A 20841-nucleotide genomic window follows, 5' to 3' on the forward strand; every position below is an offset into this window, starting at 1 on the left:
GGGATTAGGTATGAGCAAAGAATTATTGTTAGTATTAGAGACTGTAGCAAATGAAAAAGATATTTCAAAAGATCTTTTGTTCGAGGCTATGGAAGAAGCATTGGCTATTATAACTAAAAAAGAGCTTGATGAGCACATGAATATCGAAGTTAAAATCGATAGAGTTACAGGAGATTTTAAGGCAGATCGAGTTTGGCATATCGTCTCTGAAGATGAAGATTTGATTGATTATTCTAAAGAGCTTTATGAAGACGTGGCACAAGAAAAGGGCTATGATGTTAAAGCTGGTGACGTAATACGTGAGTCTGTCGAGGTCAAAGAATATGGGCGTATTGCTGCTACTATGGCAAAACAGATTTTAATGAAAAAAATCAAAAATTTTGAAAGAGAGAAAACAGCTAAATTTTATCAAAGTAAAATTGGTGATATTGTTTACGGAGAGGTTAAAAGAGCAACCTATGAGATCCTTGTTATCGATCTTGGTAATAACGCTGAAGGTATCCTACCTAAAAAAGACTTGATTTCGAGAGAAAGATTCCGTGTTGGTGATAAAATTAGAGCATGTGTTGAGAATGTCGAGGTTGATGAGTTTGGCAAACCAAGCACAGTCATGCTTAGTCGTGCTAGCAATATGATGCTTAAGGCGTTGTTTAAGCTTGAGGTTCCTGAAGTAGAAGAAGAGCTGATAAACGTAGTAAATGTTGTTCGTGAACCAGGTTTTAGATCAAAGGTAACAGTTAAAAGTAATGATCAGAGAATAGATCCATGTGGTGCTTGTGTTGGTGTTAGAGGATCTAGAATACACTCTATTATGAGTGAGCTAAATGGTGAAAAGGTAGATGTTATTCTATGGGATGAGGATATGGTTCAATATGCAATCAACTCTTTGTCACCAGTTGACTCTGAAGATATCTTGGAAGTAAATGTTGATGAAGAAACTAGCTCAATGGATATTGTGGTTAAGCAAGAAAGTCTATCAAAAGCTATTGGTAAGAATGGGGTTAATGTTAGATTGGCAAGTGCTCTTATTGGTTGGAAGATAAATGTTTTATCTGATACTGAGCAAGAAGAGAAACAAATGACGATAGTTGAAAAGTTTGTGGACGCATTGGATATTGATCATGACTTTGCACTAGTGTTAATCGAAGAAGGTATCGAAACATTGGAAGATTTAGCGTATCTTGATAGAGATGAGCTGCTAGAGATTGAAGGTTTTGATGAAGAGATAGTAGATGAACTTCAAGAGAGAGCAAAAGCTGTAATATTATCTCAGGCATTAGGTGGTAGGAAGCCTGCAGAAGACTTGCTTAATATGCAAGGTATGGATGCGGAGCTGGCTAATAAGTTAGCTCAAAATAATGTAGTAACAATGGAAAATCTAGCAGAGCTATCTGTAGATGAGTTGCTTGATATTGTTGCTATTGATGAAAAACAAGCAACAGATTTGATAATGCAAGCAAGAGCCCCTTGGTTTGAATAGGAAGTACGAATCAAAATAGTACAAAGGAGAGGGAAATGGCAGAAATTACAGTTGGGCAGTTGGCACAACAAACAAATAAAGATGTAAGCACTTTGCTGAATCAGCTTAAATCTTTTGGTATTGAAAAGAATAGTGAAAAAGATACTTTAAGTCCAGAAGAGATGAAGACTCTTTTAGAGAAGATTAATAGTACAAAGAATTCAGTTGCTAGGAAGAAAGTGACTTCACTTAAGCTTGATGGTAAACATAAGATAAATGTATCAGTTAAGAAAAAGAGACGAGTTGCAAAGAAGGTAGAAGAACAACCTGCTATAAAAGTAGAGAAGTCTAATACTGAAGAGTCTAAGCCAATAGTTGATAGTAAAGAAAATCAAGTAGCTGATAGTGTGAATGCTCAAGTGCAAAATGTTAATGCTGAACAGCAAAAGCAGGAAAAAACTGTCTCAAAACCTGTTGTCAAAGATAGTGGCTTTAAAATCACATCAATGCCTGAAGTTAAGGTACAAGAAACTAAGTCTCAAGATGATGAAAAGTCTGCTGCTGCTAAACAAACTAAGAAAAAAGCTACAAAGAAAGTTTTCTCTGAACCCGCTAATAGTAATACTAAGTACAAGAGGGAAGAGGAAGAGAGAAAATCAAAGGCTAAAAAAGCTGGTGGTAAAGGCTTCAAAAAGGCTAATCCAAGACAATTGTCACAGCTTGCAGGTGATATGGATTCATTTGATGAGTTTGGCAGTAAAAAAGGTAAACTAAAAGCTCCTAAAGTTAAAAAACAAGAGTTTACAAAACCTGTTGAAAATACAGTGAAGACAGTTGAAATACATGAAGGTATTACAGTTAGTGATTTAGCTAATAAAATGGCTGTAAAAGGTGCTGAAATTGTTAAAGTACTGTTTAATATGGGTGTGATGGCTACGATTAATCAGTCATTAGATCAGGAGACAGCTGTTCTGATTGTTGAAGAAATGGGTCATAAGTATACATTGCATAATGAAAATGCTCTTGAAGAAGCCGTTACTACAGTTGATAGAAGTTTGCATAAAAAGATTTCTCGTGCACCAGTTGTGACTATTATGGGTCATGTGGATCACGGTAAGACCTCATTGTTGGACTATATACGTAAAGCAAGGGTTGTAGCAGGAGAAGCAGGTGGTATAACACAGCATATTGGTGCATACTCTGTTGAAACGAGTAAAGGATCGATTACATTCTTAGATACTCCGGGACATGAGGCATTTACATCAATGCGTGCTCGTGGTGCTAAAAGTACAGATATCGTGATTCTAGTTGTTGCTGCAGATGATGGGGTTATGCCTCAAACTGAAGAGGCTATTCAGCATGCTAAAGCAGCAGGTGTTCCAATTGTTGTAGCTGTAAATAAGATTGATAAACCAGAAGCTGATCCAGATAGGGTTATTGGCGAGTTAGCTCAGCGTAATGTGATTCCAGAATCTTGGGGGGGAGACGTTATGTTTGCTAATGTTTCCGCTAAAACTGGTGAGGGTGTTGCTGAACTATTAGATGCTGTATTATTACAATCAGAAGTTCTCGAATTAGAGGCGTTTGCTGAGGGCTTGGCTGAAGGTGTTGTTATTGAATCTCGCTTAGAGAAAGGGCGTGGTCCAGTCGCGACTGTACTGGTTCAAAATGGTAGTCTTAAGCAAGGCGATAATATCTTGTGTGGTACTGAGTACGGTAGAGTCAGAGCTATGCATGATGATCTAGGTAAGAAGATTAAAACAGCAGGTCCAGCTACTCCTGTAGAAATACTTGGTCTGTCTGGTGTTCCAGCAGCTGGTGATGATGTGGTCGTTATTGATAATGAGAAGAAGGCTAAAGAGCTTGCAGCACAAAGATCTCAAAGACAGAAAGAAGCTAAAATAGCTCAAGAGCAAGCACTTAAGTTGTCCAATATGTTTAGCAATATGGGCAAAGAAGGTGAACAACAAACTCTTAAAATTATTCTTAAAGGTGATGTGCAGGGTTCAGTTGAAGCAATTAGAGAGTCTTTACTTAAACTTTCGACAGATGAGGTTAAGGTTGATATTATCGCAAGTGGAATTGGAGCTATTACTTCTTCTGATGTGACACTAGCAGTTGCGTCTATGGCTGTGATTGTTGGTTTCAATGTGCGTGCTGATGGTGCTGCGAAAAAGCTTGCTGAAACAGATGGTGTAGAGCTTCGTTATTATAATATTATCTATGATTTGATAGATGATGTTAAAAAAGCAATGACTGGTCTTCTATCTCCAGAAATGAAAGAACAAATTATTGGTATTGCGGAAGTTAGGGAGGTCTATAGATCTTCTAAATTTGGTTCAATTGCTGGTTGTATGGTAGTTGAAGGTACTGTTAAACGTACAAATCCTATTCGTGTCTTGAGAGATAACGTGGTTATTTATGAAGGTAGCCTTGAGTCACTTAAGAGATTTAAGGATGATGCTAATGAAGTTAAGAAAGGTATGGAGTGCGGTATCGGTGTCAAGAATTATAATGACGTCCGTGAAGGTGACCAGATAGAAGTATTTGAAGTTATTGAGGTTGCTAAGGAGTTATAGTTATGGCTGCAGAAGGTAGAGTGCAACGAGTGGCGAGTGAGTTACAAAAAGTAATATCTTTACTATTGCGTACAAAAATTAAAGATCCCAAGCTTGCTACTGCAACTATTACAGAGATAGAGCTTTCTAAGGATTTATCTTATGCAAAGGTATACTATACCTGCTTAGACATTCAGGAAGCTCAATATATATCTAAAGCTTTTGATAAGTCAAAGGGTTTTTTTAGATCATCTATAGCTAAATCACTAAATCTTAGAATAGTTCCAAATCTTAAGTTTATTTATGATAAATCTCTTGATTACGGAATGGAGATGGAAGGAAAAATCCAACAAGCATTAGATGCTGATTCAAAGATAATTAAACAAGATGATAAGTCATTACAAGAAAACTATAAAGATAGTGTTACAGAAACTAAAGTTGAAAAATTAAGGTAGGTAGCTTATGAGCAAACTTACTATTATCCGTGGCTTTAATGATATTCTTCCTTCCGATAGCTTTAAGTGGCAATTTCTAGAGTCAAAAATAAAATCAGTTCTTGGTAAATATAATTATGATGAAGTTAGACTGCCTGTCTTAGAGAAAAGTGAGCTATTTCATAGAAGTGTCGGAGAAACTTCAGATATAGTTTCAAAAGAAACATATGATTTTGTAGATAGAAGTGGAGAAAGTCTAACGCTCAGACCTGAAGGTACGGCCGGTTGTGTGCGTATGGTAATTGAGAATAGTTTGGCTAATAGGGGGCAAACACAAAAGCTTTGGTATTCTGGGCCTATGTTTCGCTATGAGAGACCTCAAAAAGGTCGGTATAGACAATTTTATCAACTTGGTGTTGAAGCTTATGGTTATGATAATATTGCGATAGACTTAGAAATTCTTACTATTGGCTGGAACTTATTCAGAGAGCTGGGTATTTCTGGATGTGTAAAGTTGGAGTTAAATAGTCTGGGATCTAGTTCTGATAGACAAGAATATACTAAAGCATTGTTAGAGTATCTAAAACCATATCATGCTCAACTGGATGAAGATTCTATCAAGAGGTTGGATAAGAATCCTCTGAGAATACTCGACTCTAAGAATGAGCAAACTCAACAGATATTGCTGAATGCTCCTAAGCTTATTGATTTTATTGATGAAGATTCATTGGTGAGATTTGAGCAGACATGTGAGTATCTTGATAACTTAGGAGTTAACTATCGAGTTAATCAGAATCTAGTCAGAGGTCTAGATTATTATAGCGGATTGGTTTTTGAATGGACTACTGATCAGTTGGGTGCTCAAGCAGCAGTATGCGCTGGTGGTCGTTATGATAATTTAGTAGAAAACTTAGGCGGTCAAAAAACTGGTGCTATCGGCTTTGCTATTGGTCTAGAGCGATTAATACTTTTACTTGAAAGTGAAGGTGAGCTTCCTCTAGATAATGATGCTTGTGATGTTTTTTTCGTGCTAGATAGTAGTCAGTTGCATAGATCGTTGCTGACGGTTGAGAGTATACGCCAAGAGTTACCTATGCTAAAGGTAGGTATGGATTTGAAATTTGGTAGCTTTAAGTCGCAGTTTAAGAAGGCAGATAAGTCTGGTGCTAAAATTGCTGTGATAATTGGTCAGGATGAACTGTTGCAACAAGCTGTTGGTGTGAAATATTTACAACAAGATAAGCCGCAAGAGCAAATTCATTTGAATGAATTAATAAATTTTCTAGAAAAAATAGTTATATGAAGTTACATAATATAAAAGGTTATGCTTGGATAGTTGTGGGTCTGAGCTCATTTTTACTGATTGATAAATACATAATGAATGTATCTCCTAGTCTTATAGCAAATGAGCTGATGACTAGTTTTTCGATAAATGCTACAGAAATGAGTGCTATGGTATCGCTATTTTTGTGGTCAGTAGTATTTTGTCAGTTTTTTGTAGCCGGCCCAATTATAGACAAGTTAGGGTTTAGAAAAGTCAGTTTTTTTTCACTGATTCTTTCTGCAATTGGACTAATATTATTTGTTCTTTCGGCAGATATTCATAGTTTTGCGCTTGGCTGTGTTTCTCGATTAATGATTGGAATAGGAGCATCTTTTGCTACTGTTGGTTATATTAAAGCAGCAGCAGTTTGGTTCGATCCACGTAAATTCGCCTTTGTTTGTAGTTTTTTGATGACTGCTGCAATGCTGGGAGCTTTGCTAGGACAAGTTCCACTTGTTTATCTTATTGAAATTACAGGGTCATGGCATAGGGCCTTAATTGGTTATGCATGCTTTAGTATAGTTATGGCTTTGCTATATCTTGCCTTGGTAAGAGACTATAACCCTGAAGCATCATTTGCTAATGATACTAGAGGGAATACAGGGACTCTCGCTGGTATAAAAAAGGTACTTATGAACAAGAATAATTGGTACCTTACACTATATACGGGATTAACATTTACAACGATAGATGTTTTTGGTGGTATTTGGGGTAATAACTACTTCAGGGAGTTATATGGAATTCCTGCTAAAGAAGCTTCATTTATTGTATCTATGATGTTTCTTGGACTTGCTATAGGCTCTCCTGTTATTGGTAAGCTTTCTGAGAAATTTGATAGTAGAGTTAAGATTATGGTCATTTTCCATATAATTGCAACAATTTGTTTGGCTTTGGTTTTACAATTTAAGCTCACTCCCGGAATTTCAGGAGCATTATTGTTTGTATTTGGATTTTGCCTGGGGGTATATATGCTAGCTTTTGCCATAGGTAATCGCATAAACCCAATAGTTGTGGCCGCTACTGTAGCTGCTTTAATTAATACAGGTGAGCCATTACTAGGTGCGTTATTCGATCCTCTTATAGGGCATCTACTTGATCTGACATGGACTGGTCAATATATAGATATTCATAATCAAATTACAAATGTTGCTACGGAAGGCGCTCATAGGTATTTTCATATAAGTGCTTATCATAATGCTTTTTTGATTTTGGTTTTTAGCATGTTTGTGTCTTTTTTCCTATTAGTTTTAGTTAAAGATAAAGAAGTCAAATAATGAAATTAGAGAACGCTTATCTCCAAAAAGTTCGAGAACTTAATCTAAAAGTGGATTCTTTGCAGCTTGAGGCTATAAAGAATTTGCAGGAAATAATGAATCAGATATCAGTAGATAAGAAAAAGAAGTTCGGTTTTCTCAAGAGGTCATTATATTCTCATATCAAAGGACTTTATATGTGGGGAGGTGTAGGTAGAGGTAAAACCTTCATCATGGATATTTTTTTTGATAATTTACCTATTAAGCAAAAAAGAAGACAGCACTTCTCTCATTTTATGAAGGAGATTCATTCAGAATTAAGGAAATATCAAGGTTATAAGAACCCCATATCGAAGGTTGCATATGATATGGCTAAGGATATGCGAATTATTTGTTTTGATGAGTTCTTTGTAGAAGATATTGCTGATGCTATGATTTTGGGAAGTGTTTTTACAGAACTATTTAAGCTTGGTGTGATACTTGTAGCTACCTCGAATATTGAGCCTGAAAATTTATATAAGAGAGGCTTGCAAAGAGAGCTATTTTTACCAGCCATAGATATTCTTATTAAAAATGTTAATGTTTTGAATTTAGATTCAGGTGTTGATTATAGGTTTCGTCTGCCTACGGAATACTTAAATTACCTCTACCCATATAACGAGCAAAATCGTAAAAACTTTTTTGATAAGTTTTTCCTTAGAAATGAGCACTTTGATAAAGATCTAAGTATAGATGTTTTGGGTAGAAGAATTGCTGCGCTACTTATAAGCCATAAGGATATTTGTTTTGACTTTAAGGTTATTTGTGGTGATGGTAGAAGCTCTTATGATTATATTGATATTTGTAGTAGGTATGAACAAGTTTTTATTTATGATCTGACTGGTTTTGATCAGTATAATGAGGACATGGCGCGACGTTTTATTGCCCTTATTGATGAGTTTTATGATCAAAACAAAAAAGTTGTTATATTGGCGAATAGTGATTTTACTCAGCTTTATAAAGGTGAGCGTTTAAGATTCGAGTTTCAAAGAACGATAAGTAGACTGAATGATATGCAGAATAATAATTTTGGTATCTCAAATGAATAAGGTTCAGCTTATTAAAGTTGCTGAAGATATTGTAGAGCAAAGGATTGATAATTTTTTAATAGGTAGATATTCTCGCTTGCCAAAACCGCTTATTTACCGTTGGATTCGCAAGGGTGAATTACGTGTAAATAAAAAAAGAGTTAAGCAGACAACTCGTGTAAGTGCGGGGGATATCGTTAGGATACCGCCATTCAATTTAGATGAAAAAGTAGAAAATATAAAGGTTCCTAGGTCACATTTGGATTTTTTAGAACAACGAATTTTATATGAGACAGATGATTATATTATTGTAAATAAACCATCTGGTATGGCTGTTCATGGTGGGTCTGGTGTCAATTCTGGCTTAGTAGAAAGGTTGAGACAGTTGCGCCCCAAAGCAAGACGTTTAGATTTGGTGCATAGACTCGATAAAGAAACTTCTGGTTGTGTACTGTTGGCTAAAAAACATAGCTCACTAGTATATTTCTTTGATATCTTCAAAGAACGTAAAGTGAAAAAAATTTATTATGCTTTAGTTCATGGCTATTGGGATAAAAAGATTTTAATGATTGACCTACCTTTGAGTCGTAGAGAGACAAAAGATGGTCAAAGAATAGTCAAAGTTGATAAACGAGAAGGTAAAAAAGCCCTTACAAGAATATTATCGGTGCAAAAAGTTGGCGATTATAGTCTTTTAGAGATTAAGTTGGAAACCGGCCGTACTCATCAGATCAGGGTTCATACTAAAGCTATGGGACATCCTATTGTAGCTGACAAAAAATATGGCTACATAGATAAAGATAAAAAACTACTAGCAAGGGGTGTGGATAAATTGTTACTTCATGCTGGAAAGCTAGAGTTTTATGATGAGAAACAACAGAAGCTTGTAACAGTCGAGGCTAAATTAGATTCAAGATTTGACATGTTGCTTAAGTAAGATACCTTTTAGTCTTTACTATCTTTTATTAATAATAGGACTATCAAGGATGCTGCCATACTTATCACAAGAGTTGTAAAAGCAAAATGGTATGAACTTAAATCAAAATATTTAATATCATCTGGACTTGTGTGTTGTGAAATAACCTCTCCTGCTTTGTTTAGGTATTTTCCAGTCCACGACCAGTCTAGGAAATAGCCAATTAAAGGGTCAAAGATAGCTCCTAATATTGGTTCCCCTGTATTGATGAATGCCGCTACTGTGGCTGTGATAACGATAGGGTTTATACGATTTCCTATTGCAAACGACAGCATGTATATGCCTAGGCATAAGCCAAATACGAAAAGTAGTATTGCTGATAGCGTTGCACTAGTTTTGGTTAGTAGTACAAAGCTTAAGGCGATAGACCCTATAATGTGAAAGAAAATCATGACCCCTTTTCGGCTATCAAGAATTTCAGATAGCTTTCCTATGATTGGAGATCCTATTGCCATACCTATGAATATCATTGATATGATACTAGCAGCTTCTTCACGAGATATGTGGTAGGCTTCTCTAAAATAAGCATTGCCCCAAAATCCAGCAAATGCATCAACAGCTGTAAAGCTTAGTCCTACATAAAAAGTTAAAAGCCAGTTATTTTTATTTTTGACAACTTCTTTTAGTGCATCTAATGTTTTTAATTGATTACTTGGTGAGCTAGCTTCAGGCTGTTTTGGGTTAAAGTCACGTACAACTATATAGTAAAGAACACCGATAAATAAACTAGCAACAGCGAATAGAAGCATAGCCATTTTCCAGTCGCCACATAGTGTTATTAGGTATGCTAGAGGTGCTTGTGCGCAGAGTGCGCCAATCATTGCTGCAGTTGCTAAAAAACTAGCAGCGAATGCAAATTTACGGGGTTCAAACCAAACGGAAACAGCTTTTAAGTAAGATATGGTGGCAAATGAAACTCCTAGCCCTGTAATAATTCTAGCAATATATGCCATGCTTAAGCTACCTAGATTTGAGGCTACAACAAAAAGTATGACCCCTATTGCAGAGATGGTTATTGATATTGGGCTTATTAGTCTAAATCCAAATTTGTCTATAATTGGGCCAGCAAGAAATAGCTGACAGATAATTATCGACCAAAAAAAAGCTGAGCCTAACGCCCCTGTTTGAGTGGCGTTGGTATGAAAGCTGGACATCATATCATCAGTAATTAGGCTTGGAAATACTTGCATAATATATTTGTCAAAGAGCAAGAAAGAACTAAGTACAATTATTATCCATGCATATCCGCGAATGTTGTGAATTTTTTGTTCCATACCGTGCCTATTTTAGGTAGTTTAAGGATATAATTTTAAGTTCCAGTAATATATAAATCAAGCCTAAAGCTTTTCTTTGTTAAATATATGCTTTTTTGATATCATAGCTTTAATATTTTTTATTAACAGTGATAGTTGAGTTGTGTTGTCAAATATTAGGATAAATGAGAAAAGATTTATTTTAATTCAGTTTTGTTTGGGTATCGTTGGATATCTTGTTATTTTGTCAATATATGGCTATGTATACGCTAATTCTTTTGCGTTTGGTGCTGCAACAATGTTCTTAGCCAATTTTATTTTTTTCTTCAGATTGTTTGTTGAAAAGCAGTTCAGTCCAGGAGTTGAGATAGTCATTTTTTATATGAGCGAGCTTCTAAAATTGGGCATTGTAGCATTGATTACAATACTGTTGGCAGTTTATGTCAAACCCAAATTATTTTCTTACATTTTTGGATTACTTTTGTTACAATTGGTCGTATGTTTTGTGCCTATCTTGTTTAGAAGGGTAAGATAAGCACGTTTTAGGGTTGTTAAATACAAAAAATATTTAAAAATTATTGGTGGATATGTAATGGCAAATACAGAGGCAGGTTCTCAAGTAGCTACTGAGTACGTTCAGCATCACTTACATCATTGGCAAATAAGCCTTGGCGAAGGTTCTTTCTGGCAGTTAAATGTCGACTCTTTGCTAGTTAGTGGGGTTTTGGGGGTTGTATTCATCTTAGCTATGTTTATGGCGGCAAGAAAAGCTAATGCAGGAGTTCCGGGAAGGTTTCAAAATATGATTGAAGCAGTATGGGAATGGATGGATGGTATGGTTGCTGAAAACTATCATCACAAAAGAGATTTTGTTACGCCACTGGCCTTAACAATCTTTGTCTGGGTTGTTCTTATGAATTTGATGGATTTACTCCCTGTTGATCTTTTTGGTTGGATTATTAGCTTCTTCACAAGTAGTCATGATGTGTATTTTAGGGTGGTGCCTACAGCAGATCCTAACGTTACTTTTGCGATGTCTATCGCGGTATTTTTCTTGGTGGTTTTTTATAATCTTAAAGCTAAAGGGTTTGGTTTGCTGAAAGAGATTTTAAGTTCTCCTTTCGGGATATGGTTATTCCCTTTAAATATATTCTTTAGGCTTGTAGATGAGATAGTTAAGCCAGTTTCGCTGTCGCTACGTTTATTTGGTAATATTTTTGCAGGAGAGTTAATATTTATCTTGATTGCACTGTTACCGTGGTGGTTCCAGTGGACGCTTGGCGGAATATGGGCTATTTTCCATATATTGATAGTTTTAATACAAGCATTTGTATTTATGATGCTAACTGTGGTTTACCTAAATATGGCGCAGGAAGCTCACTAAGTTTAAATCAACCTAAATAAAATTAAATAAAAACAGGAGAAATAAGAAATGGATATGTCTTTACAGGTTTTAGGTAACTTAAATGGTTTGACTGCTATAGCGGTTGCTTTACTAATCTCTTTACCAGCATTAGGTACTGCGATAGGTTTTGGTGTGTTGGGTGGTAAGTATCTAGAGGGCGTGGCTCGTCAGCCAGAGCTAGGTGGTATGCTACTTGGTCGTATGTTTATTGTTGCTGCTTTCGTAGATGCATTCGCTGCTATCTCAATCGCTATTGGTTTCTTAGTGTTGTATGCTAACCCATTAGCTATCCCCGGCTTAGCAGAAGCTGCTCAAAAAGTTGTTGGTGCATAGTAAAAAGAATATAAAATCATAAATTTGTTATCTAAAGGATAAGTAGATGGATATTAATATAACTCTAATTGGGCAGATGATAACATTTGCAATCTTCGTTGGCTTTACAATGAAGTTTGTATGGCCTCCACTGCGCAAGGCTTTAGATGAGCGTAGAGAAAAGATTGCTGAAGGTTTGGCATCTGCTGATAGAGCATCTAGAGAGTTAGAAGTTGCCAAAAGACAGTCTGCTGAAGTATTGCGTGAAGCTAAAGCAAAGGCTACTGAAATAGTTGAGAATGCTTATGTTAGAGCTCATAAAGTAGATGAACAAGCTAAAGAAGAGGCTATTGCAGCAGCTGATAAAATCAAAAGCATGGCTATGGCTGAAATCGAGCAAGAAAAAATCAAAGCTAAAGAAGAACTTAAACATGAAGTTGTTAGCTTGGCTATGGCGGCTGCTAGTAAGATTATATCAGCAAATGTTGATGAGCAATCTAGTAAAAAGATTCTGAAAGACTTCGTAGAGAAAGTATAACTTTTGGGTATAAAAGGTAGGTACATGACAAATCTAAGTGTAATTGCTAAACCATATGCAAAGGCTGCGTTTGAGTTTGCAAATGAGTATAATCTTCTGCAAGAATGGTCAAAGCATCTTCAGTCTTTTTCTGAATTAGTACAAGATGATTCTGTCGCAGCTATTATTGCTAATCCTGAAATTTCTCAGGATGAGATTATAAGTGCTGTAAAAGGCCAGTTAGATGTGAAGTTTTATAACTTTGTTGCACTAATAGCAGAAAATAAAAAGTTATCTATACTGCCTGAAATAGCATTCCAGTTTGAAACTATCAAAAACACACATAATAATATAAAAGTAGCAGATGTTACCTTGGCTTACAAAGCTGATAAGAGCACGCTTACTAAGCTAAAAGCTAAACTTGAAGAGAAGTTTAACTGCACTATTGAAATGAATGTGAGTGTTGACCCTGTTATAGTGGGTGGAACAGTAATTAAGGTTGGTGATACAGTAATAGATGATTCTGTATCAGGTCGTATAGAGACATTAAAAAGTATTTTGTTATCATAAATTATAGGAAGTGAGCTTATGCAATTAAGTCCATCAGAAATAAGTGGTTTAATAAAGAAAAGAATTGAAAAGTTTGACAATTCAGTTGAACTTAAATCAGAAGGTACTATTGTCAGTGTTGCTGATGGTATTGTTACTATTTATGGTTTGGATGATGTAACTGCTGGTGAGATGATTAAGCTACCAGGAGACGTATATGGTTTAGCGCTAAACCTAAATACTGACTCAGTTGGGGCTGTTGTCTTAGGTGAGTATGAACATATTAGAGAAGGCGATAAAGCATATTGTACAGGTAGAATATTAGAGGTGCCTGTTGGAGAAGCTCTTTTAGGTAGAGTGGTTGACGCTTTGGGCAACCCTATCGATGGTAAGGGTGAGATTGAAACTGATCACTCTTCACCAATTGAAAAAATTGCACCTGGTGTGATTTGGAGAAAATCAGTAGATCAGGCATTACAGACTGGCGTTAAGTCAATTGACTCGATGGTTCCAATCGGTAGAGGCCAAAGAGAGTTAATTATCGGTGATAGACAGATTGGTAAAACTGCCATTGCTATCGACGCGATTATCAACCAAAAAGGTACTGGTGTAAAGTGTATTTATGTGGCGATTGGCCAAAAAGCATCATCGATTGCAAATATTGTTAGACAGCTTGAGGAGCATGGGGCTATGGAGCATACAATTATTGTAGCTGCTACAGCTTCTGATTCTGCTGCATTGCAATATATTGCACCTTATGCTGGGTGTTCTATGGGTGAATACTTTAGAGATCGTGGTGAAGACGCTTTGGTTGTGTACGATGATTTGACTAAGCAGGCATGGGCCTATAGACAGATTTCTTTGCTTCTAAGAAGACCGCCTGGACGTGAGGCGTATCCCGGTGATGTGTTCTATCTTCACTCAAGGCTTCTAGAAAGAGCAGCTAGGGTAAATGAAGAGTATGTGGAAAAATTCACAAACGGTGAAGTAAAAGGTAAAACTGGTTCTTTAACTGCATTACCTATTATTGAAACACAAGCTGGTGATATTTCTGCATTTGTACCTACGAACGTAATTTCAATTACAGACGGTCAGATATTTTTAGAGACAGACTTATTTAACTCTGGATTAAGACCAGCAATCAACCCAGGTAACTCGGTATCTCGTGTTGGTGGTGCTGCGCAAACAAAGATTATTAAAAAGCTTGGTGGCGGTATCCGTTTAGCACTAGCTCAGTTTAGAGAATTAGAAGCATTCTCACAGTTTGCATCAGATCTTGATGAAGCAACTAGATCACAGCTTAATAGAGGTCAAAGAGTAACTGAATTACTTAAACAGAAGCAATTTTCAACATTATCAATTGCATTGATGGCGCTATCTTTGTATGCGGCTGATAATGGTTATCTAGATAGTCTAGAAGTTTCTGAAGTGATTCCATTTGAATCTGCGCTACATGCTCTTGCAGAAAGTAATTATGCAGAAGTGGTTGCAGAAATTAATGAGACAGGCAAATATGATGCTGAGATAGCTGACAAGTTAAAAACAATTGTTGAAGATTGTAAAGCAAATCAAGCTTGGTAATAGGAGTATAGACTATGTCTAACGCTAGAGAAATAAAATCCAAGGTATCGAGTGTTAAAAATACACAAAAGATCACTGGTGCTATGGAATTAGTTGCGGCTAGTAAGATGAGAGGAGCTATTGTTAAGATGAACAATGTTCGCCCTTATGTTGAAAGTGCAAATACTATTATCAAAAATGTTACATCTGCAAGTATAGATTATCCGAACCCTTATCTATTTGATAGAGAAGTTAAGAGGGTTGGCTATATAGTTACATCTACTGATAGAGGCCTATGTGGTGGGCTTAATATTAACTTGTTTAAGCATGTTCTTAAAAATATCAAAAAGAATGTTGAAGATAGAGTTGAGATTGATGTCTGTGTAATTGGTTCAAAAGCAGCAAGCTTTTTTGCAAAGCTGAAAGATGTAAATGTAGTGGCTACAGCTCATTATAACGATAAAGATAAAGAGGGCAGTATTAGGGCTATTAGCGGAGCTGTTAAAGTGATGTTAGACAAGTTTACTGCTGGTGAAATAGATAGGCTATATATGAGTAGTAACGAGTTTGTTAGTACAATTAAGCAAAAGCCAAGATTGCAAACGCTATTGCCTATACAAGATATCTTCACAGAAGAAGAGCTAAAAGAAAACAAAAAAAATGCTTCTAAAGGTCATTGGGACTATATCTATGAGAGGGATATAGAAGAAGTATTAAATGCTCTGTGTATTAGGTATATCGAAGCTCAAGTTAGAGGCGCAATATTGGAAAATGCAGCATGTGAGCAAGCAGCTCGTATGATGGCTATGAAAAATGCAACTGATAATGCTAGTGATATTATTGATCAGTTAAAATTAGATTACAACAAGGTAAGACAAGCTATGATTACCCAAGAGCTTGCGGAAATTTGTTCAGGTGCGGCAGCAGTTTAGGAGAGGTAAATGAGTACAGGTAAAATTATTCAAGTAATTGGTGCTGTTATTGATGTAGAGTTTTCTCGAGATAACACTCCAAAAGTATATGATGCTTTAAATGTAAATGAAACAGGTTTAGTGCTAGAAGTACAACAACAGATTGGTGATGGCGTAGTACGTACTATCGCTATGGGTTCTAGTGATGGTTTAAGACGCGGAATGGTTGTGGAAAACACAAATGCTCCAATCTCTGTGCCAGTAGGTCAAGGTACTTTAGGTCGTATTATGAACGTATTAGGTGAGCCTATCGATGAGGCTGGACCTGTTCAATACACAGAGACAAGATCTATACACCAAGCTCCTCCTGCTTATGATGAGCTTGCACTAAGTACTGAAATATTAGAAACAGGTATCAAAGTAGTTGATCTTATTTGTCCATTTGCAAAAGGTGGTAAAGTAGGCCTCTTCGGTGGTGCTGGTGTTGGTAAGACAGTTACAATGATGGAGCTTATCAACAACATTGCTAAAGAGCATAGTGGATATTCTGTATTTGCTGGTGTTGGTGAAAGAACTCGTGAAGGTAACGACTTCTACTATGAAATGAAAGACTCTAATGTATTAGATAAAGTTGCCTTGGTATATGGTCAGATGAATGAGCCACCAGGAAACAGATTAAGAGTGGCTCTTAGTGGTCTAACAATTGCTGAAGGTTTCCGTGACGAGAAGCGTGATGTCTTGATGTTTATTGATAACATTTATAGATATACTCTTGCCGGCACAGAAGTATCAGCACTATTAGGCCGTATGCCATCAGCAGTTGGTTACCAGCCAACACTTGCTGCTGAGATGGGTGCTTTACAAGAGCGTATTACATCTACTAAGACAGGTTCTATTACATCAGTTCAGGCTGTATATGTGCCTGCAGATGACTTAACGGATCCATCACCAGCTACAACATTCTCACACTTAGATGCGACTATTGTATTATCGCGTCAAATTGCAGAGTTAGGTATTTATCCAGCTGTAGATCCACTAGACTCAACTTCTAGACAGTTAGATCCACTAGTAGTTGGACAGGAGCATTATGAAACTGCTCGTGCTGTACAGAAAGTACTTCAAAGGTATAAAGAGCTGAAAGATATCATTGCTATTCTTGGTATGGATGAATTATCTGACGAAGATAAGAAAACAGTTGATAGAGCTCGTAAGATTCAAAGATTCTTATCCCAGCCATTCCATGTTGCTGAAGTATTTACTGGTAACCCTGGTAAGTTTGTGTCACTTAAAGATACTGTAGCGAGTTTTAAAGCTATAGTTAATGGTGAGTATGATCACTTACCTGAGCAAGCTTTCTATATGGTTGGTTCAATTCAAGAAGCAATTGAGAAGGCAAAAACTCTATAATAGGGTGTAGATATGACAAAAAAATACCTAAAAGTTGATGTTGTTAGTCCTCAAGGTTCAGTATTTAAAGGTGAGGCTGATATTGTAAGTCTTCGCGGATCTGCTGGAGAGATGGGTATAGCGTATGGACATACTGAACTTTTATCTACTCTCCCTGCGGGTGTTGTAAATATAAGAAAAGATGAACATACTGATGTGCTATATGTTTCAGGTGGCATTGTTGAAGTTACTCCTACTCGCGTTACAATTATGGTTGACGATATGGAAAGGGCTGAAAATTTAAATCAAGCAGAAGCAGAGAAAGCTAGGAAGCGAGCGCAAGAAGCTCTTAAGAAGCCAGATGCTTCTAAGCTTGATATTGAAGCTGCGACAAAAAGGCTTCAAGAGGCTGATGCTCGTCTTAAGGCGCTTAATTCTTCTAAAGGATTATATTACTCAAAAGACGACTAAAAAGTTCTACTGGTTATCTAATTTTCTTCTACATCTTGTTCCATTTTAGTCAAAGTATTAAATCAGTTATTTGATTTATATGATAATAGTGTAATTAAAAAAATGACTATTGTTAACATATTTATATAGAATTATTTATAATTATGTAATTAGTATTTATATTTATATAGTAATGAAAAGATTTTTTACTCTGGTTGTATTTTGCTTTTTGACTATACCTTTTTATACAGCTGCAGAGTCTGTTGCAGGAATACAAAAAAATATTTCTAAAGCGAATCTGCTTCCAGATAGAATCATAGCAGGATTTTTGGATGTTAGAACACCTGGCTCTACCTCTAGAGTCGATATTCAGAAGGCAAAGAGTGATGGGTATAATGTTGTTGTTATTGCCTATGGTGAGGTATATGGTACTGACATAGGTCTTTATACTTCTAGTCCTACATCGATACAGACTATCATAGATAAAGTTAGACAAGCTAAAAAATCTGGAATGAAAGTGTTACTAGCAGTGGGAGGTGTTCCAAATACATTTCATCCTGGCGTAAGTAAAACAGATATTGAGCCAAAAGTTTTTGGTAAAAAAATGACAGAAGCTCAAATTAACACTTTAGCAAATAATATTGTTAATTTTTTACATAAAAATAATATTGATGGAATTGTTTATAGTTTTAGAAAGTTTACTTCAGCAGATTTTATTAATCAGCTTTCTCTTGATATAAAGAAACTGGATTCAAAAATTGTAATTGTTGCAGAGCCTCAAGTAAATGACTATAAGCTAGTGACAACGGGTAAGAGTAATGACTATGATAAAGTCATTCAGAATGGATATATAGATTATTTATTTATTCAAGAGTATGACACATATCCTGAATATGAACCTGGCTTTATAGCTGATAGCTATTCAAGAATTGTCAATGACCTGCATATCCCAATTCATACTAAAATTTTGATAGGTGAGCCAACAAATGCAGTTTCAGGAGGCACAAATACAGTATATCATCCTGAAGGAAATGCTACTTTGTCATTAACAACTGAGCAGGCTGTTAAACTTATGTTGCCCCAGTTTGAGAAGCTTAAGTTTAAACCAAGGTTCGCAGGGGTAACAGGCTGGTCTCTAAATACTGACTATGCCGCTGATTTATATGGAGATTCTGAGCATAGTTCAGGAGCATTTGCTAAGAGTCTTAGAGAGTGTATTTATAATAATGCTTGTGCACAAGTCGATAAAACAATAAAAGGTCCAGTTATCGCAGGAATTTTACCCTTATGGGCTAAAAGTAGCTCTTATGATACTGTTGGTAAGCAGATTAATACAACCCCTGTAGATATAGCTATGCCAAAAACTAAAGAGTATTGTGAGCAAAACCCCGAAGTATGTAAGTATAATGTGATAATAGCAGCATATGCAACATATATACACGGGAAAGGGTTTGAGCTTTCATTTGGTGAAAAAAATAGGGGCTCAGATAGATTGTATAGCCCAGAAAAGCTTAAAGAGTTTATTGGCTATATGGAGTCAAAAGGAAAGCATGTTATTGTTTCGATTGGCGGAGAATCTTCTCATATTGATTGGCAATCTGTGAATTTTGATAATTTAGCTAGTGTTGTTAAAGAATATGGTTTTGATGGTGTAAACTTCAATTTACCACATTCAGCTATTCCAAAGAATGACAAAACAGTTGAAATTGCAGCTATGAAAATAAGTAGCTTAATATCAAGTCTTAGGAAAAATAATAAGCAGTTTTGGTTAACTTTCTCACCTGAGTGGGAATATATTGTTGCGCCATTAGCAAAAAATGGTGAAGATAACTTGTATAGAGAAAGTGGTTATGTTGAGTTATTAGATGCTATTGGTATGGATAAAATAAATTACCTGTTTGTAAGTACTTTCTCAGGGAAGCCATCTGAGGGAATTATAGGGTTTGATAAAAATGTTAATAATGATTATGGTAAGATTTCACCAATTGACGGTTATGATAAGTTTATAGCTTCGCTTGCTTGGGCACTGACGACTCAAGATGGTTTCAAAGTAAATAAGCCTAAATATAGTAAAATAGATAAACCTATTGTTATATCTCCCGAAAAGCTTGTTTTTGTTATTCCTGCTACACAGGGTGCTGTTCATGGAGGAAGGATATATGTGTTATCAGAATCTAAAATAAATCGAGCAGTCACATTGATGAAAGAAAATAAGGCATCATTTGCAGGATTCGCTATTTGGAGTATGGACTTTGATGCAAGTAATATTAAATTAGAAGATTTGAGTGATGATTATAAACATAAGCCTTGGAGTACTACTAATATAATAGCTAGTATTAAATTGCCACCAGTACTTTCGAATATTTATATGGATAGTCAGGATGATAGTGTAAATAAACGCTCTATACAGCCACAAAAGTATATTGGAGATACACATATTATTAGGTATCCATATAATATCGGAACTTATGATGCTGATACTATAGTAAGTTTTGCGGGTAAGATGTATAAATGTAAGTCTATGCTAGAAATTAAGCTTTGTAATGATGATGCTTATATTCCTAATGGTTTATATGGCGATCTTGCATGGCAAGAGCTTAAGTCGAATAATACTAAAAAGTCCTCAAAAAACAAGAAATATAAATTAAAAGCAGGTGAGGTGGCTAATTATCCAAAGGGAATGGGAAGTTATAAGGTTGGTCAAATAGTGCTAGCTGAAGGAAGAGAGTTTGAATGTCAGAAAGAAAGATACTGTAATGACTTATCCTATAGTCCCATGAATAAAAGAGGATTTTTAGCATGGAGCAATATTACAAATGATATCACTCATGTTGCAGCAGATAGACAGGAGATTAAACCTAGTGGTGCTGAGTATATTTATCCATATAGTATTGAAGACTATAAGGGAGGCACCGTAGTTGCTGTAGGTAGTGATTTATACAGATGTAATATCGGTCCTGAGTCAAGCTTGTGTACCATGAGTGCATATAAGCCAACTGGTAAATATGGCACAGATGCTTGGACAAAGATAAGTAATAGATGATTAGATTGATTCTATAAGCTCTTTCAATTCGCCAGATTCATTCATTTCCATGATTATATCGCATCCACCCACTAATTCACCTTTTACCCATAGTTGAGGAAAGGTTGGCCAGTCTGCATATTTTGGTAGAATAGCTCTGATGTCAGGATTTTCTAAGATATTGACAAAAGCGAATGGTTTTCCGCATGATCTAACAGCTGTGGCAGCATGAGCAGAGAAGCCACATTGAGGAAGGTTTGGAGAGCCTTTCATGTATAGTATAATGTCATTTTCTTTAAGTTGTTTTTCTATTCTATCAACAACTTTTTGCTCTTCAGGTGTATACATATTTATTTCCTTTTTATTTGATTAAACAACTAAGCTTAGAAATTTTATCTAAAAAAT

19 protein-coding genes are annotated in these 20841 nt (G+C 35.9%); 17 read left to right on the forward strand and 2 right to left on the reverse strand.

Translation table 11 applies throughout. The features are described 5' to 3' along the window. Positions 1-10 precede the first annotated feature (10 nt). The 7 genes from nusA to F0R75_RS09680 are packed head-to-tail and all read left to right on the forward strand — an operon-like array spanning position 11 to position 9032. A complete protein-coding gene (gene nusA / locus F0R75_RS09650; protein ID WP_149368873.1) occupies positions 11-1480 on the forward strand; it encodes a transcription termination factor NusA in 1470 nt (489 codons plus the stop codon). Between the two features lie 35 nt (positions 1481-1515). After that, positions 1516-4038 (forward strand): translation initiation factor IF-2, encoded by a 2523-nt coding sequence (gene infB / locus F0R75_RS09655; RefSeq protein WP_149368872.1) that lies wholly within the window; start codon positions 1516-1518, stop codon positions 4036-4038. Between the two features lie 2 nt (positions 4039-4040). Then, complete coding sequence (gene rbfA / locus F0R75_RS09660; RefSeq protein ID WP_149368871.1) at positions 4041-4472, forward strand: 30S ribosome-binding factor RbfA; 432 nt, start codon at positions 4041-4043, stop codon at positions 4470-4472. Between the two features lie 7 nt (positions 4473-4479). Beyond that, positions 4480-5754 (forward strand): histidine--tRNA ligase, encoded by a 1275-nt coding sequence (hisS, locus tag F0R75_RS09665; RefSeq protein WP_149368870.1) that lies wholly within the window; start codon positions 4480-4482, stop codon positions 5752-5754. Next, positions 5751-7049, forward strand: a complete 1299-nt coding sequence (locus tag F0R75_RS09670) for an MFS transporter (protein ID WP_146420909.1) — start codon at positions 5751-5753, stop codon at positions 7047-7049. Before hisS ends, F0R75_RS09670 begins: the two co-directional genes overlap by 4 nt. After that, positions 7049-8116 carry a cell division protein ZapE gene (zapE, locus tag F0R75_RS09675; protein WP_149368868.1) on the forward strand — a complete coding sequence of 356 codons (1068 nt, stop codon included), beginning with the start codon at positions 7049-7051 and terminating at the stop codon, positions 8114-8116. The genes F0R75_RS09670 and zapE overlap by 1 nt, the downstream gene beginning before the upstream one ends. After that, entirely contained in the window at positions 8109-9032 is a 924-nt protein-coding gene (locus F0R75_RS09680) for an RluA family pseudouridine synthase (RefSeq protein ID WP_013922325.1), read from the forward strand. The genes zapE and F0R75_RS09680 overlap by 8 nt, the downstream gene beginning before the upstream one ends. An 8-nt stretch (positions 9033-9040) precedes the next feature. Here the strand turns inward: F0R75_RS09680 and F0R75_RS09685 are convergent, their stop codons facing one another. Continuing rightward, positions 9041-10345: an MFS transporter gene (locus tag F0R75_RS09685; protein WP_013922326.1), complete on the reverse strand. Its 1305-nt coding sequence runs from the start codon at positions 10343-10345 to the stop codon at positions 9041-9043. Between the two features lie 142 nt (positions 10346-10487). Here F0R75_RS09685 and F0R75_RS10340 point away from each other — a divergent pair, with 142 nt between their 5' ends. The 10 genes from F0R75_RS10340 to F0R75_RS09735 all read left to right on the forward strand — a co-directional run bounded on the left by F0R75_RS10340 (position 10488) and on the right by F0R75_RS09735 (position 20457). Continuing rightward, positions 10488-10859: an ATP synthase subunit I gene (locus F0R75_RS10340; RefSeq protein WP_149368867.1), complete on the forward strand. Its 372-nt coding sequence runs from the start codon at positions 10488-10490 to the stop codon at positions 10857-10859. A gap of 57 nt (positions 10860-10916) precedes the next feature. Beyond that, complete coding sequence (gene atpB / locus F0R75_RS09695; protein ID WP_013922328.1) at positions 10917-11708, forward strand: F0F1 ATP synthase subunit A; 792 nt, start codon at positions 10917-10919, stop codon at positions 11706-11708. 48 nt (positions 11709-11756) lie between these two features. After that, positions 11757-12062: a F0F1 ATP synthase subunit B gene (locus F0R75_RS09700; protein WP_013922329.1), complete on the forward strand. Its 306-nt coding sequence runs from the start codon at positions 11757-11759 to the stop codon at positions 12060-12062. A gap of 46 nt (positions 12063-12108) precedes the next feature. Next, on the forward strand, positions 12109-12579 hold the full coding sequence (locus tag F0R75_RS09705) for a F0F1 ATP synthase subunit B (protein WP_013922330.1): 471 nt from the start codon (positions 12109-12111) through the stop codon (positions 12577-12579). A 24-nt stretch (positions 12580-12603) separates the two neighbouring features. Further along, the gene (locus tag F0R75_RS09710; RefSeq protein WP_149368866.1) at positions 12604-13128 is read left to right on the forward strand and encodes a F0F1 ATP synthase subunit delta; all 525 of its coding nucleotides are present in this window, start codon (positions 12604-12606) and stop codon (positions 13126-13128) included. An 18-nt stretch (positions 13129-13146) separates the two neighbouring features. Continuing rightward, entirely contained in the window at positions 13147-14688 is a 1542-nt protein-coding gene (gene atpA, locus F0R75_RS09715; protein ID WP_149368865.1) for a F0F1 ATP synthase subunit alpha, read from the forward strand. 14 nt (positions 14689-14702) lie between these two features. Continuing rightward, entirely contained in the window at positions 14703-15599 is an 897-nt protein-coding gene (locus F0R75_RS09720; protein ID WP_013922333.1) for a F0F1 ATP synthase subunit gamma, read from the forward strand. Positions 15600-15608: 9 nt separating this feature from the next. Continuing rightward, entirely contained in the window at positions 15609-16985 is a 1377-nt protein-coding gene (gene atpD, locus F0R75_RS09725; RefSeq protein ID WP_146420902.1) for a F0F1 ATP synthase subunit beta, read from the forward strand. Positions 16986-16997: 12 nt separating this feature from the next. Then, positions 16998-17435, forward strand: a complete 438-nt coding sequence (locus F0R75_RS09730; protein ID WP_013922335.1) for a F0F1 ATP synthase subunit epsilon — start codon at positions 16998-17000, stop codon at positions 17433-17435. Positions 17436-17607: 172 nt separating this feature from the next. Continuing rightward, the gene (locus F0R75_RS09735; RefSeq protein WP_149368864.1) at positions 17608-20457 is read left to right on the forward strand and encodes a glycosyl hydrolase family 18 protein; all 2850 of its coding nucleotides are present in this window, start codon (positions 17608-17610) and stop codon (positions 20455-20457) included. Here the strand turns inward: F0R75_RS09735 and grxD are convergent, their stop codons facing one another. Beyond that, positions 20458-20784 (reverse strand): Grx4 family monothiol glutaredoxin, encoded by a 327-nt coding sequence (gene grxD / locus F0R75_RS09740; RefSeq protein WP_013922337.1) that lies wholly within the window; start codon positions 20782-20784, stop codon positions 20458-20460. Between the last annotated feature and the right edge of the window lie 57 nt (positions 20785-20841).

The organism is Francisella marina (assembly GCF_008369785.1).
In the GTDB taxonomy this organism is placed as follows: Bacteria; Pseudomonadota; Gammaproteobacteria; order Francisellales; family Francisellaceae; genus Francisella; species Francisella salimarina.

Coding starts and splice junctions, on each gene's coding strand:
- nusA (WP_149368873.1), top strand. CDS start 11: ATGAGCAAAGAATTATTGTTAGTATTAGAGACTGTAGCAAATGAAAAA.
- infB (WP_149368872.1), top strand. CDS start 1,516: ATGGCAGAAATTACAGTTGGGCAGTTGGCACAACAAACAAATAAAGAT.
- rbfA (WP_149368871.1), top strand. CDS start 4,041: ATGGCTGCAGAAGGTAGAGTGCAACGAGTGGCGAGTGAGTTACAAAAA.
- hisS (WP_149368870.1), top strand. CDS start 4,480: ATGAGCAAACTTACTATTATCCGTGGCTTTAATGATATTCTTCCTTCC.
- F0R75_RS09670 (WP_146420909.1), top strand. CDS start 5,751: ATGAAGTTACATAATATAAAAGGTTATGCTTGGATAGTTGTGGGTCTG.
- zapE (WP_149368868.1), top strand. CDS start 7,049: ATGAAATTAGAGAACGCTTATCTCCAAAAAGTTCGAGAACTTAATCTA.
- F0R75_RS09680 (WP_013922325.1), top strand. CDS start 8,109: ATGAATAAGGTTCAGCTTATTAAAGTTGCTGAAGATATTGTAGAGCAA.
- F0R75_RS09685 (WP_013922326.1), bottom strand. CDS start 10,345: ATGGAACAAAAAATTCACAACATTCGCGGATATGCATGGATAATAATT.
- atpB (WP_013922328.1), top strand. CDS start 10,917: ATGGCAAATACAGAGGCAGGTTCTCAAGTAGCTACTGAGTACGTTCAG.
- F0R75_RS09700 (WP_013922329.1), top strand. CDS start 11,757: ATGGATATGTCTTTACAGGTTTTAGGTAACTTAAATGGTTTGACTGCT.
- F0R75_RS09705 (WP_013922330.1), top strand. CDS start 12,109: ATGGATATTAATATAACTCTAATTGGGCAGATGATAACATTTGCAATC.
- F0R75_RS09710 (WP_149368866.1), top strand. CDS start 12,604: ATGACAAATCTAAGTGTAATTGCTAAACCATATGCAAAGGCTGCGTTT.
- atpA (WP_149368865.1), top strand. CDS start 13,147: ATGCAATTAAGTCCATCAGAAATAAGTGGTTTAATAAAGAAAAGAATT.
- F0R75_RS09720 (WP_013922333.1), top strand. CDS start 14,703: ATGTCTAACGCTAGAGAAATAAAATCCAAGGTATCGAGTGTTAAAAAT.
- atpD (WP_146420902.1), top strand. CDS start 15,609: ATGAGTACAGGTAAAATTATTCAAGTAATTGGTGCTGTTATTGATGTA.
- F0R75_RS09730 (WP_013922335.1), top strand. CDS start 16,998: ATGACAAAAAAATACCTAAAAGTTGATGTTGTTAGTCCTCAAGGTTCA.
- F0R75_RS09735 (WP_149368864.1), top strand. CDS start 17,608: ATGAAAAGATTTTTTACTCTGGTTGTATTTTGCTTTTTGACTATACCT.
- grxD (WP_013922337.1), bottom strand. CDS start 20,784: ATGTATACACCTGAAGAGCAAAAAGTTGTTGATAGAATAGAAAAACAA.